The organism is Bacillus badius NBRC 15713 (genome assembly GCF_001591605.1).
Lineage (GTDB): Bacteria > Bacillota > Bacilli > Bacillales > Domibacillaceae > Pseudobacillus > Pseudobacillus badius.
The window spans coordinates 67,464-83,503 of sequence record NZ_BCVF01000004.1 but is presented as its reverse complement, the minus strand read 5'-3'; the positions used below and the strand labels follow the sequence as shown (position 1 = coordinate 83,503).

The 16,040-nt window shown below is 44.1% G+C and carries 13 protein-coding genes; all 13 read left to right on the top strand.

Going from position 1 to position 16,040, the window contains the following annotated elements; translation table 11 throughout:
* Positions 1-46 precede the first annotated feature (46 nt).
* Complete coding sequence (gene bshC, locus BBA02S_RS03340) at positions 47-1,675, top strand: bacillithiol biosynthesis cysteine-adding enzyme BshC (protein ID WP_041099804.1); 1,629 nt, start codon at positions 47-49, stop codon at positions 1,673-1,675.
* Between the two features lie 208 nt (positions 1,676-1,883).
* Positions 1,884-2,072 carry a hypothetical protein gene (locus BBA02S_RS03335; protein ID WP_156136639.1) on the top strand — a complete coding sequence of 63 codons (189 nt, stop codon included), beginning with the start codon at positions 1,884-1,886 and terminating at the stop codon, positions 2,070-2,072.
* On the top strand, positions 2,059-2,490 hold the full coding sequence (mraZ, locus tag BBA02S_RS03330) for a division/cell wall cluster transcriptional repressor MraZ (RefSeq protein WP_041099808.1): 432 nt from the start codon (positions 2,059-2,061) through the stop codon (positions 2,488-2,490). Before BBA02S_RS03335 ends, mraZ begins: the two co-directional genes overlap by 14 nt.
* A gap of 22 nt (positions 2,491-2,512) precedes the next feature.
* Positions 2,513-3,451, top strand: a complete 939-nt coding sequence (gene rsmH, locus BBA02S_RS03325) for a 16S rRNA (cytosine(1402)-N(4))-methyltransferase RsmH (protein ID WP_041099810.1) — start codon at positions 2,513-2,515, stop codon at positions 3,449-3,451.
* 14 nt (positions 3,452-3,465) lie between these two features.
* Positions 3,466-3,822 carry a cell division protein FtsL gene (gene ftsL, locus BBA02S_RS03320; RefSeq protein WP_041099814.1) on the top strand — a complete coding sequence of 119 codons (357 nt, stop codon included), beginning with the start codon at positions 3,466-3,468 and terminating at the stop codon, positions 3,820-3,822.
* Entirely contained in the window at positions 3,819-6,068 is a 2,250-nt protein-coding gene (locus tag BBA02S_RS03315; RefSeq protein WP_041113088.1) for a penicillin-binding protein, read from the top strand. The genes ftsL and BBA02S_RS03315 overlap by 4 nt, the downstream gene beginning before the upstream one ends.
* 90 nt (positions 6,069-6,158) lie before the next feature.
* Complete coding sequence (locus BBA02S_RS03310; protein WP_041113089.1) at positions 6,159-8,075, top strand: stage V sporulation protein D; 1,917 nt, start codon at positions 6,159-6,161, stop codon at positions 8,073-8,075.
* Positions 8,076-8,327: 252 nt separating this feature from the next.
* The gene (locus BBA02S_RS03305) at positions 8,328-9,806 is read left to right on the top strand and encodes a UDP-N-acetylmuramoyl-L-alanyl-D-glutamate--2,6-diaminopimelate ligase (protein WP_052477223.1); all 1,479 of its coding nucleotides are present in this window, start codon (positions 8,328-8,330) and stop codon (positions 9,804-9,806) included.
* Position 9,807: 1 nt separating this feature from the next.
* Positions 9,808-10,782, top strand: coding sequence for a phospho-N-acetylmuramoyl-pentapeptide-transferase (gene mraY / locus BBA02S_RS03300; protein ID WP_041099821.1), 975 nt, complete (start codon positions 9,808-9,810; stop codon positions 10,780-10,782).
* Positions 10,783-12,135, top strand: coding sequence for a UDP-N-acetylmuramoyl-L-alanine--D-glutamate ligase (gene murD, locus BBA02S_RS03295; protein ID WP_041113090.1), 1,353 nt, complete (start codon positions 10,783-10,785; stop codon positions 12,133-12,135).
* A 69-nt stretch (positions 12,136-12,204) separates the two neighbouring features.
* Positions 12,205-13,305, top strand: coding sequence for a stage V sporulation protein E (spoVE, locus tag BBA02S_RS03290; protein WP_041099825.1), 1,101 nt, complete (start codon positions 12,205-12,207; stop codon positions 13,303-13,305).
* Positions 13,306-13,741: 436 nt separating this feature from the next.
* A complete protein-coding gene (murG, locus tag BBA02S_RS03285) occupies positions 13,742-14,836 on the top strand; it encodes an undecaprenyldiphospho-muramoylpentapeptide beta-N-acetylglucosaminyltransferase (RefSeq protein WP_041099827.1) in 1,095 nt (364 codons plus the stop codon).
* Positions 14,837-14,952: 116 nt separating this feature from the next.
* Positions 14,953-15,801, top strand: coding sequence for a cell division protein FtsQ/DivIB (locus BBA02S_RS03280; RefSeq protein WP_231557132.1), 849 nt, complete (start codon positions 14,953-14,955; stop codon positions 15,799-15,801).
* Positions 15,802-16,040: the final 239 nt, after the last annotated feature.

Here is a 16,040-nt window from a genome sequence, read left to right as displayed (position 1 = left end):
TGATATACTCAAACAAGTAAAATGTGCGAAGAAAGGAAGTACATATATGGAGTTGGAATCACTTTCCGTTCCTGCAATTAACCGGTTTGCTTCTCTCTATTTAAAGCAGGAAGCACCGGTGACTGACTTTTTTCATTATAATCTGTCTGCTGGCACGGTTTATGAAGAAAGGGCGGCTGACTTGCAGGCGCGTACTTACCAAAGAGGGCCTCTTGCCGCATGCATTGAGGCGTATATGAAACCTTTTGCTTTTTCTGAAGAGGTAGCCGCTTCTTTGGAAAAGCTGAGAGATGAACGCTCTGCTGTTGTGATTGGCGGCCAGCAAGCGGGTTTATTGACAGGTCCGCTTTATACGATTTATAAAATTGTTTCAATTATTAAGTTAGCGCAGCAGCAAGAAAGCGAGTTGGGCATCCCGGTTGTTCCGGTTTTCTGGATTGCCGGCGAAGATCATGATTTTCTTGAAGTCAATCATGTGTATGTGGAACGTGAATCATCTATCGAAAAGCTTACTTATCCTGAACGAATAACCGGAAAGAAAATGGTGTCCGATATTCTGTATGATAAGGAACACATGAAAGTCTGGATCAAGAAGGTCTTCGCGAATTTTGGAGAAACAGACTATACGAAACAACTGCTTAGGCATGTTTCTGAAGAAGCAGAGGCTGCTTCTTCAGTGACTGAGTTTTTCAGCCGGCTTGTTCATTCATTGTTCCATCGCTACGGGCTGTTAGTCATCGATTCCGCCTTCAAACCTCTGCGGGAGCTTGAAAAGCCATTTTTCAAGCAACTGATTGAGCAGGCGGAGGTTATTACTGAGGCAGTTCACCGTGAGCAAAAGGTCATGGCCGGTCTCGAATTTAATCAGATGATCGAGCTGTCCGCTTCTGCTGCTAATTTATTTCTTTATGAGAATCAAGAAAGAGTTCTGCTGGAGTATGATGGAGAGACAAAACGATTTTCCAGTAAAGATGGCGTCCTTCAATATGAAAAAGCCGAATTGCTTAATTTGCTGGAGAGGGAACCGGAAAAATTCAGCAACAATGTCGTTACCCGTCCGCTTATGCAAGAATGGCTGTTTCCGACGCTCGCTTTTATTGCGGGACCGGGAGAAATTGCCTACTGGGCAGAATTAAAAACAGCATTTGAACAGCTTGATATGAAAATGCCGCCGATTGAGGCCCGCTTGAATATGACTATTGTGGAAAGAGGAGTTGTCCGATCTTTAGAAGAGCTTCACGTGCCTCTCGATTTAGCTGTCCGGGAGGGAATCGAAGCGCCTAAAGAGCGATTTTGGCACTCGGTCAGGGATGACCACTTCCATGAAATGATTGAGGGGGTTGAACAATCATTAATGGCCCAGTACGATGAACTGGAAAAGCGTGCTCAGAACCTTCATCAAGAAACCGTGCCCGTCATCTTAAAAAACCGTGAGTTTCATTTGAAGCAGCTCGCGTTTTTAACACGTAAAACAGATGAAATGATTCAGCGCCGTCATGAAGTTGTATTGAATAAATATGAGAAGCTGCAAAATGCGCTCAGGCCGTTAGGCTCCCCGCAAGAACGGATTCGGAACGTATATGAATATTTAAATAAATACGGCCCGGATTTTGTTCATGAACTTATGGCATTTGATTTTCCTTTTACAGGAAAGCATTACTTAGTGAAAATATAACAGCTCTTTCATCATACTGATGATGGTTTTTAGCTTTTTCGACTCCTTTAAAGGAGTGCCCGCTTATCATGCGGAGAAAGCCGGACTAAGAGATCGTTTCTGCGGTCTTTTAGGTCCGGTTTTTTTTATATCCGTGAAAATCCTTCAATTTTCATAAAAACCATGTCGTTTTTGGAAGTAAATGTTTATGGAGGAGGAAATTTCACCTTTGGCTATAGGACCTTTCAACAGTCTTGTAGAAAAAAAGCCTTTTGGAGCAGAAAGCATCGAACGAAAAAAGCCGCTAGCAAGAAGGGAATTATTCCTTTTTGGAGAATTGAAAAATAGTGGAGATAAGTGGGAGGTTGTGGTACAGTTAGGATTGGAAGTGGAGGGAATCGGGTATGTTCATGGGTGAATACCATCATCATATTGATGCAAAGGGCCGATTGATCATACCTGTAAAGCTGCGTGAGCGCTTAGGAGAAACATTTGTGCTTACGCGCGGACTGGACCAGTGTTTGTTTGGCTATCCGCTTGAAGAGTGGCAAGTGCTTGAAGAAAAGCTGAAGACTCTGCCGCTGACTAAGAAGGACGCCCGTGCTTTTATGCGTTTTTTCTTCTCAGGGGCAAATGATTGCGAGCTTGACAAACAGGGCAGGGTTAATATTCCAACGACACTCTCTAATTATGCCGGCCTTGAGAAAGAATGCGTGATTCTTGGCGTATCGAACCGCATTGAGATTTGGAGCCGGCCGATATGGGAAGACTACTTTAAAGAATCACAGGAATCCTTCTCGGAAATTGCCGAAAAGATGATTGACTTTGATATCTAGAATTTGAATGGAATGGTGACAGATGAATTTCGAACATACAACTGTACTGTTAAAGGAAACAGTAGAAGGGCTGAATATTCAACCAGACGGCGTTTATGTCGATTGCACGCTTGGCGGAGCAGGACATAGTGAATATCTTCTGTCGCTGCTTGGTGATAAAGGCAAGCTGTATGCTTTTGACCAAGATGAAACAGCTATTCGCCATGCGGCAGAGAGGTTGAGCCGCTTTGGAGACAAGGTGACATTTATTAAGAGCAATTTTAAGTATATAAAAGAAGAGCTTGCGCGGCTGCAGGTCGATAAAGTAGACGGCATCTTATATGATCTTGGTGTTTCTTCCCCTCAGCTCGATACACCGGAAAGAGGGTTTAGTTATCATCATGATGCACCGCTCGATATGAGAATGGATTTAACAGGCGGGGTGAGTGCCTATGATGTGGTTAATCACTGGGAGTATGCGGATCTGGTAAGGATTTTCTTCCAATACGGGGAGGAGAAGTTTTCTAAGCAGATTGCCCGCAAAATTGAGGCAGCTCGCGAAGAAAAACCGATTGAAACAACGGGCGAGCTAGTCGAATTAATTAAGGAAGGCATTCCGGCTCCTGCCCGCAGAAAGGGAGGCCATCCGGCCAAGCGAATCTTTCAGGCGATTCGCATTGCTGTAAATGATGAATTGCGTGTGTTCGAAGAGTCTTTAAAAACATCGATCGAACTGCTGCATCCTAAAGGACGGATCAGTGTCATTACCTTCCACTCGCTTGAAGACCGCATTTGCAAAACGATTTTTAAAGAAGCAAGCCAAGGGCCGGACCTTCCTCCGGGGCTGCCGGTCATTCCAGAAGAGTATCAGCCGGAATTGAAGCTGATCACCCGCAAGCCGATTTTGCCATCTGAAGAGGAACTTGAACAAAACAACCGGGCGCGATCCGCCAAGCTGCGCATCGCGGAAAAAATAAAATAAACAGGGGTGAAAACATGAGCAATCTAGCCAGAAAACAACAAATAAGGCATGAAGAGAAAACGGCAGCGAAGCAAAAAAAGCAACAGATGAAAAAGCGCCTGTTTACACCGGGGGAAAAATTGCTGTTTCTGTTATTTGCTTTAATGATTTGCTTTGTGGGAGCAAAGATTGTCTCCACGCAAGCGGCCCTATATGAAATAAATAAAGATATTCAAGATGTGGAAAAAGAGATTAAGGATCAGAAAAAAATCAACCATGATCTGGAAGCTCAAGTCAGCGAAGAGAGTACATACGAAAGAATTTGGAAGCGTGCCAAAGAGCTAGGGTTGGATTTGAGTGAACAAAATATTAAGGTTGTGCAGCCGCAATGAATGAAAATCGTATGAATATGAAAAAAGGAGCAGCGATATTATTTGTAATATTCGCCCTGCTCTTTTTTGTCTTATTTGCCCGTTTTTTGATGATACAAATAACTGGAAAAGCAGACGGTCACTCTTTGAAAAATGAAGCCTTGCAAAAATATTTGCGCACCGATGTACTAGAATCCAACAGAGGAACGATTCATGACCAGCATGGTTCAGTCATTGCCGAGGATGCCACATCTTTCACACTGGCCGCGATTTTAGATTCTTCAATAACGACCAATCCGGAAAAACCGAAGCATGTGCAGGATCCAGAGAAGACGGCAGAAGTGCTGGCTAAATATATCGATATGGATAAAAGTGAAATTGAAAATCGTCTCAAGCGTTTCAAGAAAAAAGGGGCCTTTCAAGTGGAGTTCGGAAAGCAAGGCCGTGATTTATCCAATAGCACAAAAAAGAAAATCGAGGCAGAGGAGCTGCCGGGGATTATTTTTTTAAGGGATTCCAAGCGGTTCTATCCTAACGGCAAATTTGCTTCCCACCTAATCGGCTTTACGCAAAAGATAGAAGAAAAGCAAGGGAATCAAGTGATTCACCGCACAATCGGGCAAATGGGCATTGAAAAAGCCTATGAAAAATATTTAAGAGGAAAAGACGGAAAGATCCAATATAAGAGCGATTTATGGGGGTACTTGCTTCAGGATAAAAAGCAGATGATCCAAGAGCCGGATGATGGAGATCACGTCTATTTAACGATGGATACAAAGATCCAGACATTTTTGGAAGATGCCTTGAATGACGTGGAGAAAGAGTACAAGCCAGGGAAAGCTTTTGCCCTTGTTGCTGACGCAAAGACCGGAAAAATTCTGGCAATGGGCCAGCGTCCCTCTTTCCATCCCGATACGCGCGCCGGTCTTGGAGATAACTGGAGCAATGACTTGGTAGAGTACTCTTTTGAGCCGGGCTCTACAATGAAAATTTTCACACTGGCCTCGGCTATTGAAGAAGGTGTGTTCCATCCGAAGGAGACGTATAAATCTGGAAGATACCAAGTAGGCCGGTCGGCGATCCGCGACCATAATGGAGGTGCGGGCTGGGGAACGATCACTTATCTGGAGGGAGTACAGCGTTCTTCGAATGTAGCGATGGCTAACTTATTGGAAAAAATGGGACCAGAGGTATTTAAGCAATATTTGGATGATTTTCACTTCGGAAAGCAAACGGGTATCCGCTTGCCTAATGAGGCGAAAGGACAGATTTTGTACAATTATCCGCTCGAACAAGTTACCACTGCTTTCGGACAGGGAACGACAGTGACAGCGCTGCAATTAGTTCAGGCGGCTACCGCAATTACAAACGATGGAAATATGATGCGCCCTTATATCATTGATAGAATAGTAGATGATAAGACCAATAAAGCGATCGTAAAAAATAAACCGGAAAAAGTGGGAGAGCCCATTTCCAAAGCAACGGCTGAACAGACGAGAGAAGTTCTTAAGACCGTAACGACAGCTGAGCACGGAACAGGGCGCATCTATCAAATTCAAGGATATGAAGTGGCGGGGAAGACTGGAACCGCTCAAATGCCCAATCCTAATGGCGGCTATTTGCATGGAGCAAATAACTATATCTTTTCTTTCTTAGGAATGGCGCCTGCTAAAGACCCTCAGCTTATTGTTTATGCTGCAGTTGCCCAGCCAAAGCTTGAAGGGGAATCAGGTTCCGTCCCAGTTTCGAAAATTTTCAATCCGGTGATGCGCAACAGCCTGCAGTACTTAAATATTGAGCCGAAACAAACACCGGCAGCAAAAGCGATTAAATTGAAAAGCTTTGAAGGAAAAGCAGTCAGTGAGGTTGTTAAGGAATTAAAAGGTCAACAAGTGAATCCAATCGTTATGGGGGAAGGAAAGAAAATCATTGGACAATCCCCATCCGCTCGTTCAACTCTTTTGCAGGGAGAAAAAGTAATCTTGCAAACAGACGGACAAACAACGATGCCGAATATGGAAAATTGGTCGCTGCGTGATGTGATGAAGGCGTCGAATCTTGCTGGTCTAAAGGTGAGCTACACCGGAGAAGGCTATGTGGTCAGTCAAAATATTAAACCGGGAGTTCCGGTGAAAAAGGGCCAAAAACTGATAGTAAAACTGATGAAGCAAAACGAGAAAATCTTATTTGACCAGCAAGAAAAAGAACTTCAGAAAGAAGAAGGAAAGAACGACACAGAGAAGAAAGAGGAAAAGAAAGAGCCATAGAAAGCTAGCTGCCCGCGGGCAGCTAGCTTTTTTGTAATCATCGCTTTCATTTCCACATATATTGAAGGAGAGTGAGGGGAGGGGACATGCTTGAAGAGGGTTTCAGCTGTGACAATTAGAAAACGGCTTGTGTTTGCCTTGCTTGCGGGCATAACGATATTTGCGATTATCGGGCTGAGGCTTGGTTATGTACAATTTGCTTTAGGAGACGATTTAACGGACAAGGCCCAGGATTTATGGAGCCGAAATATTCCGTTTGAGCCGGAAAGAGGAAAGATCATCGATCGGAACGGAACCGCTCTCGCAGAAAATAAAAGCGCACCGACTGTTTACGTAGTTCCGCGCCAAGTAGAAAACCCGGAGGAAGCAGCTAAAAAGCTGGCATCCGTCTTAAATATTGAGGAGAAGAAAGCTTACCTTCATTTAACCAAAAAGTCCTCTATTGAGAGAATTCATCCTGAGGGCAGAAAGATTTCGTTTGAAAAGGCCGAAGAAGTGCGCCGGTTGGGAATCAAGGGCATTTATATCGCCGAAGATTCAAAAAGGCATTATCCATTTGGGAAAAGTCTGGCTCACGTTCTCGGCTTTGCCGGAATTGATAATCAGGGGCTTATGGGTCTTGAGGCTTATTATGATAAGGAGTTGAGCGGGCAAAAAGGCTCAATGCGTTTTTTCTCGGACGCAAAAGGCAAGCGGATGCCGCAAATGCCTGACGGCTATGCCGCTCCCGTGGATGGGTTAGATTTGAAATTAACAATTGACTCAAACATCCAGACAATTGTGGAACGGGAGCTTGATATTGCGGAGGCAAAATATGAGCCGGACGGAGCGATTGCTATCGCAATGAATCCAAATAATGGTGAGATATTGGCAATGGCCAGCCGTCCTTCCTTCAATCCTGAGAAATTCCAAAAAGTTTCCCCGGAAATTTATAACCGTAATTTACCGATTTGGAGCACGTATGAACCAGGCTCTACATTCAAGATTATTACGCTGGCCGCCGCTCTTGAAGAAAAGAAAGTCGATTTATATAAAGATCACTTCCATGATCCCGGCTCAGTAGAAGTGGGAGGGGCCAGGCTTCGCTGCTGGAAAAGAGGAGGTCATGGGCACCAGTCTTTCTTGGAAGTCGTTGAAAATTCCTGCAACCCGGGATTTGTAGAATTGGGCGACCGTCTAGGCAAAGAGAAGCTATTTCAATATGTCCGCAACTTCGGCTTTGGCCAGAAAACAGGAATCGATTTACAGGGAGAAGGCAAGGGAATCCTGTTCAATATGGATAAAGTCGGTCCGGTGGAGCAGGCGACTACCGCTTTCGGACAAGGCGTAGCTGTCACACCGATCCAGCAAGTCACCGCTGTTTCAGCCGCTGTTAACGGCGGGATTCTGTATCAGCCGTACGTAGCGAAAGAGCTCGTTAATTCGGCGACAGGGGAAGTAGTGAAGAAAAAGGCGCCCGTTGCCAAGCGGCGCGTAATTTCAGCAGAAACCTCAAGAAAAATCCGCTTTGCCCTTGAAAGTGTCGTGGCCAAAGGAACCGGCCGGAATGCGTTTGTGGAAGGCTATCGTGTAGGGGGAAAAACCGGAACAGCCCAAAAAGCGAAAAACGGACGATATCTTGAAAATAATCATATTGTTTCGTTTATCGGCGTTGCACCGGCTGATCAGCCGCAAATCGTTGTTTACACAGCCATTGACAACCCAAAGGGGACCATTCAATTTGGCGGAACAGTCGCTGCTCCAATCGTTGGAAAGATTATGGAGGATAGCCTTCAGGTACTCAATGTGTCTCCGCGCAAGAAACAAATCGAAAAGGAAACACAATGGACGGACCCGCAAATTATAGCTGTTCCTAATTTTAAAGGCATGGATAAAAAAGACCTTTCCCAGCAGCTTTATAACTTTAAGCTGGAGGTGGAGGGAAGCGGCCGGAAAGTAGTTCAGCAATCACCGGAGCCAGGCTCGAAGGTGGAAGCTGGATCGACGATCAGGTTATTTATGCATTAAGCCTTCGGCAGAAGGTTGCAGAAGAAAAAATATTTTTTCCCGCCGCTTTTATCGGCGGGTCTTTCGTTTATTTAACAGGAAATATAAAATCATGACTAAAAAATCATGCAAAAAACAGAATTTGTGGTAACATGGTCGTTGTGATTTTTTCTGAAAAGAAGTCGCATCCTTCTCTTTTTTTAGTTAAAATAGTAAATGTCTTTGCTTAAATAACAATACATACCAGAAGCTGTACGGAAAGGATTGAAAAAAGTGAATCTATCAGACTTATTAAAGTCGCTGCCTTTTTATAAATTATCCAACGCATCAAATCCGGAAATTTTATCTGTAGAGAACGACCATCGCCAAGTGCAGGAAGGGTCTTTATTTATTTGCATTAAAGGATATACATTTGATGGACATACGGTAGCGCAGGAAGCAGTGAACAGGGGGGCTAGAGCTGTACTGACAGAGCAGCCTGTCGAGGTGGAAGGAGCACCTGTGATTACTGTTGCCGATACGAAAAGAGCCATGGCTGTCCTCGCTGATGTTTATTATGGATCACCGACTGCGGGGATGCAGCTTGTCGGCATTACCGGCACAAATGGAAAGACGACGACGAGCCACCTTTTAGCCGAGATTTATAAAGAAGCAGGCGAAAAAACCGGTCTGATCGGGACAATGTATATGAAAATTGGGGAAGAGGTGCTCCATACTAAAAATACCACTCCTGAAAGCCTCACATTGCAAAAAACATTTAAGAAAATGAGAGACGAAGGTGTTACAGCTGCTGTTATGGAGGTTTCCTCCCATGCATTAGTTGAGGGCAGAGTATGGGGATGTGACTATGACGTTGCCGTTTTTACCAATCTGACGCAAGATCACCTGGACTATCATCATACAATGGAGGAGTACCGGCGCGCAAAAGGGCTGCTGTTTGCCCAGTTAGGCAATACGTATTCAACCGACAGACCCAAGTTTGCTGTGCTGAACGCAGATGAAGAAGCATCTGACTTTTACAAAAAAGAGACAGCTGCCCATATTGTGACTTATGGAATTGATAAAGAAGCGATGTTTCGGGCGACAAATGTGCAGCTAACATCCGAGGGAACCACCTTTTTGCTCACGTATCCAGAGGGTGAAAGAAAGGTTAAAACCAAGCTTGCCGGAAAATTTAATGTGTACAATGTGCTGGCTGCTTTGACAGCTGCCGGGGCAGCTGGAGTAGATGTGGATACAGCGATTCGGGCGCTTGAACGGATTGATGGGGTGGCGGGCCGCTTTGAGCTTGTCACAAACGATCAGGGCATCACTGTGATCGTCGACTATGCCCATACACCTGACAGTCTCGTTAATGTGCTGAAAACTGTGCAGCCGTTAACTTCAGGTCGTGTATTTGCACTTGTCGGCTGCGGAGGCGACCGGGACCGGACCAAACGTCCGCTAATGGCTCAAGCCGCGTGTGAGTATGCCACCAACCCGGTCTTTACATCAGATAATCCGCGAAGTGAGGACCCGGCGGCAATCTTGCGCGATATGGAAGCTGGAGTAGCCGGAAAAAGCTATAAAGTTATCCTAGACCGGAAAGAGGCCATTTTTCATGCGATCCGGGAGGCGAAGGTTGGAGATGCGGTGATCATAGCTGGAAAAGGGCATGAAACCTATCAGATTATCGGCGATAAGATTCTCGATTTTGATGACCGGGAAGTTGCCAAAGCGGCGCTCAGCAGCCGGAAGAAAGAGGCGAATTAATATGCTGGAAAGAGATGTATTTTTAACGATGTTTATGGCTTTTTTCATTACTGTAATGATTGCGCCAATGTTCATTCCTTTTTTGCGGAGATTGAAATTTGGCCAGAGCATACGTGAGGAAGGACCGGAATCACACCAGAAAAAATCGGGTACACCAACGATGGGCGGCATCGTCTTCCTGCTGGCTATTATTATTACCACGTTGTTTATGACCCAAATTTATGCAGACATTGGAACCGAGACGCTGCTATTGTTGCTTGTGACGGTTGGCTTCGGTTTGCTCGGTTTTCTTGATGACTTTATTAAAGTGGTGATGAAGCGGAACCTGGGGCTAACATCAAAGCAAAAGCTTGCTGGCCAAATTGTTATTTCCGTTCTATTTTATATTATTTATGCAAAAAACAACTTATCTACTGAATTAACGATCCCGTTAACCGATCTATCATTTGATATAGGCATTTTATATGCCGCATTCGTTCTTTTTTGGCTTGTCGGTTTTTCAAATGCAGTAAATTTAACAGACGGGCTGGATGGACTTGTGTCAGGTACATCAGCTATCGCTTTTGGCGCGTTTGCGGTCCTCGCCTGGAACCAAGGACTGGATGAAACAGCGATTTTCTCTTTTGCTGTAGTGGGTGCTGTACTTGGTTTTCTAGTGTTTAACGCCAATCCGGCAAAAGTATTTATGGGAGATACGGGATCACTTGCTCTTGGAGGAGCCATCGCCGCTATTTCTATCTTAACTAAATTTGAATTTCTGCTGCTGGTCATTGGCGCTGTTTTCGTTGCTGAAACGCTCTCGGTGATCATTCAGGTCATTTCTTTTAAAACAACAGGTAAACGTGTGTTCCGCATGAGTCCGCTTCATCATCATTTTGAGCTGGGCGGATGGTCAGAGTGGCGGGTAGTAGTGACATTTTGGACGGTCGGCGTGCTTTGTGCGATGATCGGAATTTATATCGGAGCGTGGATTTAAGTGAAAACAATAACAGATTTTCAGCATAAAAAAGTTCTTGTGCTAGGGCTGGCCAAAAGCGGTGTCAGCGCAGCGCTGCTCTTGCATAAATTAGGGGCTTTCGTTACGGTTAATGACCGGAAGCCTTTAAATGAAAATCCTGAAGCCCAGCACTTGCTGGAGCAGGGAATTAAAGTGATTTGCGGGAGCCATCCCATTGAATTGCTTGATGAAGGATTTGAAGTGATCGTTAAAAATCCCGGAATCCCTTATCATAACCCGCTCGTTGCCGGAGCGGCGGCGAAAGGCATTCCTGTGCTGACTGAAATTGAGCTCGCATACTTAATTTCAGAGGCGCCGTTTATTGGGATTACCGGTACGAATGGAAAGACAACGACTACCACATTGATTCATGAAATGTTTAAGGCAGACAAGAAGCATGCCGTGCTTGCCGGAAATATCGGGCAGGTAGCGTCAGAAGTAGTGCAAAACGCACAGCCGGAAGATTACGTCGTTATTGAGCTGTCTTCGTTTCAACTGCTCGGTATAAACAAATTCCAGCCGCATATTGCGATTATTACTAATCTGTACGACGCTCATTTGGACTATCACGGAACGAGAGAAGAGTATGCCAAAGCCAAATTAAATATTACGAAGAACCAAACAGAAAATGATTTTTTGATTGTGAATGCAGATCAGCCTCATTTGATGAAGCTTGCTGAAACAACGAAAGCAACAATCATCCCTTTTTCTACGAAATCTGTTCTGGAGGAGGGAGCTTGTGTACAGGATGGATACATTACTTTCCGAGGCGAGAAAATAATGGCCCTTGCGGAAGTAGCGCTCCCTGGTGCTCATAATTTAGAGAATATCCTTGCTTCTGTATCGGCAGCTAAATTGGCCAATCGGACAAATGAAGCTATACAAGCGGTATTGGCGACTTTTTCCGGAGTGAAACACCGCACGCAATTTGTCCGCGAGTGGAAGGGAAGAAGGTTTTACAACGACTCGAAAGCAACTAATACACTGGCTACGAAAAGTGCATTATCCGCTTTTAATCAGCCGATTATTCTTTTGGCCGGCGGATTGGACAGAGGCAATGGGTTCGATGATTTAATTCCCTATATGAAGAATGTTAAGGCAGCAGTAGTGTTTGGTGAAACAGCTGACAAGCTTGCTGAGACAGCCGGAAAAGCCGGAGTACAAGAAGTGGTCAAGACAGATACCATGCAGGAGGCGGTGCGGGCAGCTTATGAAGCTTCTGCAGAAGGAGACGTTATTTTGTTATCGCCTGCTTGCGCAAGCTGGGATCAGTATAAAACTTTTGAACAGCGCGGAGATATATTTATCGAAGCTGTGCATACATTGAAATAAAGAGCTTGTCTTCTTGAAACGATCGATCGGGGGCACGCTCTGGATTCTTTGAATTAGAGGTGTATGCCATTGCCGGTAAAGAAATTCGCTCCTGATTATTTTCTGTTGATGTTGATTTCCACGCTGCTCATGATTGGGATTACGATGGTGTACAGTGCCAGTGAAATATGGGCTGAATACAAATTTAATGACGCTTTTTTCTTTGCGAAAAGACAGCTGTTATTTGCGATAGTTGGTTACATTGCCATGATCCTGATTATGAATGTGGAGTATTGGACATGGCGACGGTTTTCAAAAGCTGCTTTGCTTGTTTGCTTTGTTCTCCTGATTCTCGTTTTAATTCCCGGCGTCGGAATGGTGAGAAACGGTTCACAAAGCTGGATTGGAGCAGGGGCGTTCTCGATTCAGCCATCGGAATTCATGAAGCTGGCTATCATTATTTTTTTGGCAGGCTATTTATCGGAAAATCAAAAGCAGATGATTTATTTTAAAAAAGGGCTATTGCCGGCGCTCGGACTTGCCTTCACTGCTTTTGGTTTGATTATGCTGCAGCCAGATCTTGGAACGGGCACGGTAATGATAGGCACTTCTCTTGTTATGATCTTTTTGTCGGGTGCCAGAATTTTTCATTTTGTGCTTATGGGAGTTGCAGGCATGGCTGGCTTTGCGGCACTGGTGATGTCAGCGCCTTACCGGATTAAACGGATTACTTCGTTTCTTGATCCCTGGTCAGATCCGTTAGGGAGCGGCTTCCAAATCATCCAGTCGCTTTATGCTATTGGACCCGGCGGCTTGTTCGGTCTCGGAATTGGCGGAAGCCGGCAAAAGTATTACTATCTGCCGGAGCCGCAAACTGATTTTATCTTTGCGATCTTAGCGGAGGAGCTGGGCTTTATCGGAGGAATATTTATTCTCTTGCTTTTCTCCTTGCTGTTTTGGCGCGGCATTCGGGTCGCTATCAATGCCCCTGATTTATTTGGCAGCTTCCTTGCGGCTGGAATTATTTCAATGCTGGCCATTCAAGTGATCATTAATATCGGGGTTGTTACAGGGTTAATGCCTGTAACGGGGATTACCCTTCCCTTTTTAAGTTATGGAGGGTCTTCCCTCACCCTCATGCTCGCGGCATTTGGCATTTTGCTGAACATTAGCCGCTATGCCAAACGATAAAGCGCACCAAGAAAGAGAGTGACTTGGAGTAGAGAAACCTGAATCATCAGGTTTCTTTTTTTTATTCATGATTATTGCATGAGACAGCAAGAGTCGATCTCTCTGTTCTAATCGCGTCTTCCTGCAAAAAAAATGTGCGCTTTTTTCCCCTATCATTTGATTCTCGCTATCTATTGCTTTAATATGAGATTGCACTAGGTGACTCTAACTAAAATAAGACGGTTGCTGAAGTCAGGAATGTAACAATTAGATGAGAATTGCTACATTTTTTTTGTTTCCTTTTCAAATCAGCGAAGTTATATTTATATAATGGGTAGATATAGTATGATAAGGAACAGCGGCCTATCTCCCTTTTAAGAGAGGGAGTCAAACCTTTTGATCCAACTATACATACACTAAAGAAGATATGCAGTGATTAATTTGAGGTGAAAAACAAATGAAAATAGTCGTTAGCGGAGGGGGAACCGGCGGTCATATTTATCCGGCCTTGGCTCTTATAAGAACAATAAAAGAAAAGCATCCTGAAACGTCCTTTTTGTATATAGGAACTGAAAAGGGATTGGAATCTAAATTAGTAACAAGAGAAAACATTCCATTTCAAGCTATTGAGATCACGGGCTTTAAACGCAGCCTTTCTATGGAAAATGTGAAAACGGTCATGCGCTTTTTAAAAGGCGTTAAAGAATGTAAAAGAATGTTAAAGAAATTTAAGCCGGATGCTGTTATCGGCACCGGCGGTTATGTATGCGGGCCGGTTGTTTATGCCGCTGCTAAGCTTGGCATTCCAACTGTTATTCATGAACAAAACAGCGTGCCCGGTTTAACAAATAAATTTCTAAGCAAGTACGTTGATAAAGTAGCGATTTGCTTTGAAGAAGCCGGCAGCTTTTTTCCGGAGAATAAAGTCGTGTTGACAGGAAATCCGCGGGCGTCAGAAGTAGTAAATGCCAAGCGGTCCAATATTTTAACAAGCTTCGGCTTATCCCAAAACAAGAAAACGGTATTGATTTTTGGGGGAAGCAGGGGAGCGCGCCCAATTAATGAGGCAGTGGTGCAATCATTTTCTCAATTTGCCGATCGCCCTTATCAAGTGCTTTATGTAACAGGCGATGTTCATTTTGAAAAAGTTCAGCAAGAAGCAGCGGCAGCGGGAAAGCCAGAGAATGTGGCTGTCGTTCCTTTCATTCACAACATGCCTGATGTTCTTGTTGAGTGTGACCTTGTTGTTTCAAGAGCCGGTGCTACAACTTTAGCTGAGTTAACGGCTCTTGGTGTGCCTAGCATTCTCATACCAAGTCCTTATGTAACTAATAATCATCAGGAAAAAAATGCTCGGTCGCTGACGGATCATGGAGCTGCTATTATGCTGGCGGAAAAAGACTTAAGCGCCGCATCGCTGCTGAAAAGCCTTGATGATGTTCTGCTAAACGACAACGAATGGCGCCGAATGAAGGAAGCAGCAGCACATCTGGGCATTAAAGATGCATCGGAACGGCTGTTCTCTGTCATGCTGGAATTAGCGGATAAATAAGGGCAGACAAGCAATTAATGAACGCAGAAACAACAGGAAGTAAATAAAAGAGTGGTTTTTTCTTTTATCCTCTTTCTCTCTGCATTACAATAGGTGTAATAGAACAGGCGGCATAGATGTTGAGCCGCTTTTCCATTTATTTAATTGGACAGATCGGTGAACCTGGAGGAAAGGATATGGAGAAGGGAAAAATTATCTCTATTGAAGAGAGAATTCCGAAGCTCAAAAAGTTGAGAAAGCGAAAAACAAATCGGAGGCTCATTTTTATTATTTCCTTGTTTTTCCTGATTCTACTAGCTGTTGGCTATTTCCAATCGCCGCTAAGTAAAGTAGCTTCTATTGAGGTGAAAGGAAACCAGCTGACGCCGGCTGCTGAGATTATTGCTCACAGCGGGATTGAAAAAGGGGAGAACATCTGGAAAGCCGGTGCAAGACAAGCCGAAAAAAATCTTGAGCGCGATCCGAAGATTCAGCAGGCTGACGTATCCGTCACTTTTCCGAACAGAGTAAAAATTTCTGTGAAAGAACAGCAAAAATTGGCCTACCTGTCAAAGGGAAAAAAGCTTTTTCCAGTGTTAAACAATGGTACGATACTGAAAGAAGCAGTGGGCAGTACACCTGAACAATTGCCCATTCTTTATAACTTTAAAGCAGGTGCTGAGCTGGACCAGCTGATGGACTCACTGGAACAGCTGCCAAGTGAAATAGTCAATTCTATTTCAGAAATTTATTACGCGCCCAAAAAAACAGATTCACGCCATATTCAATTGTTCATGAATGATGGATTTGAAGTTTCAGCCACATTGAAGACGTTTCCTGAAAAGATGGTTTATTATCCGGCAATTATTAGCCAGCTGGATCCAAATGTCAAAGGAGTTATTGATTTAGAGGTGGGCTCGTATTTTAAAGCTTATAATTCGGGAAAAGAGAAGGAACCGGTTGATGAACCGATTCCTCAACCATAAATACTGTAATTATTTTCTATACAGTTATTTGATGGTAAGTAAAAAATTTACTTAATTTCCTAAATTTGAAACGAAACAATAGCTTCCTTTCAGTAAAATTGACTTTTCTAGGGTGACAACTTGGTGTAGACTTGTAGATAGCTTCTCTCTAGCACTTTACGCGTCTTGCACCTTTCTGTTTTCGCAAGCCGTCTATTAAAAAGGTAAAATAACAAAAAATATTAAAATTTAAAAGGGAA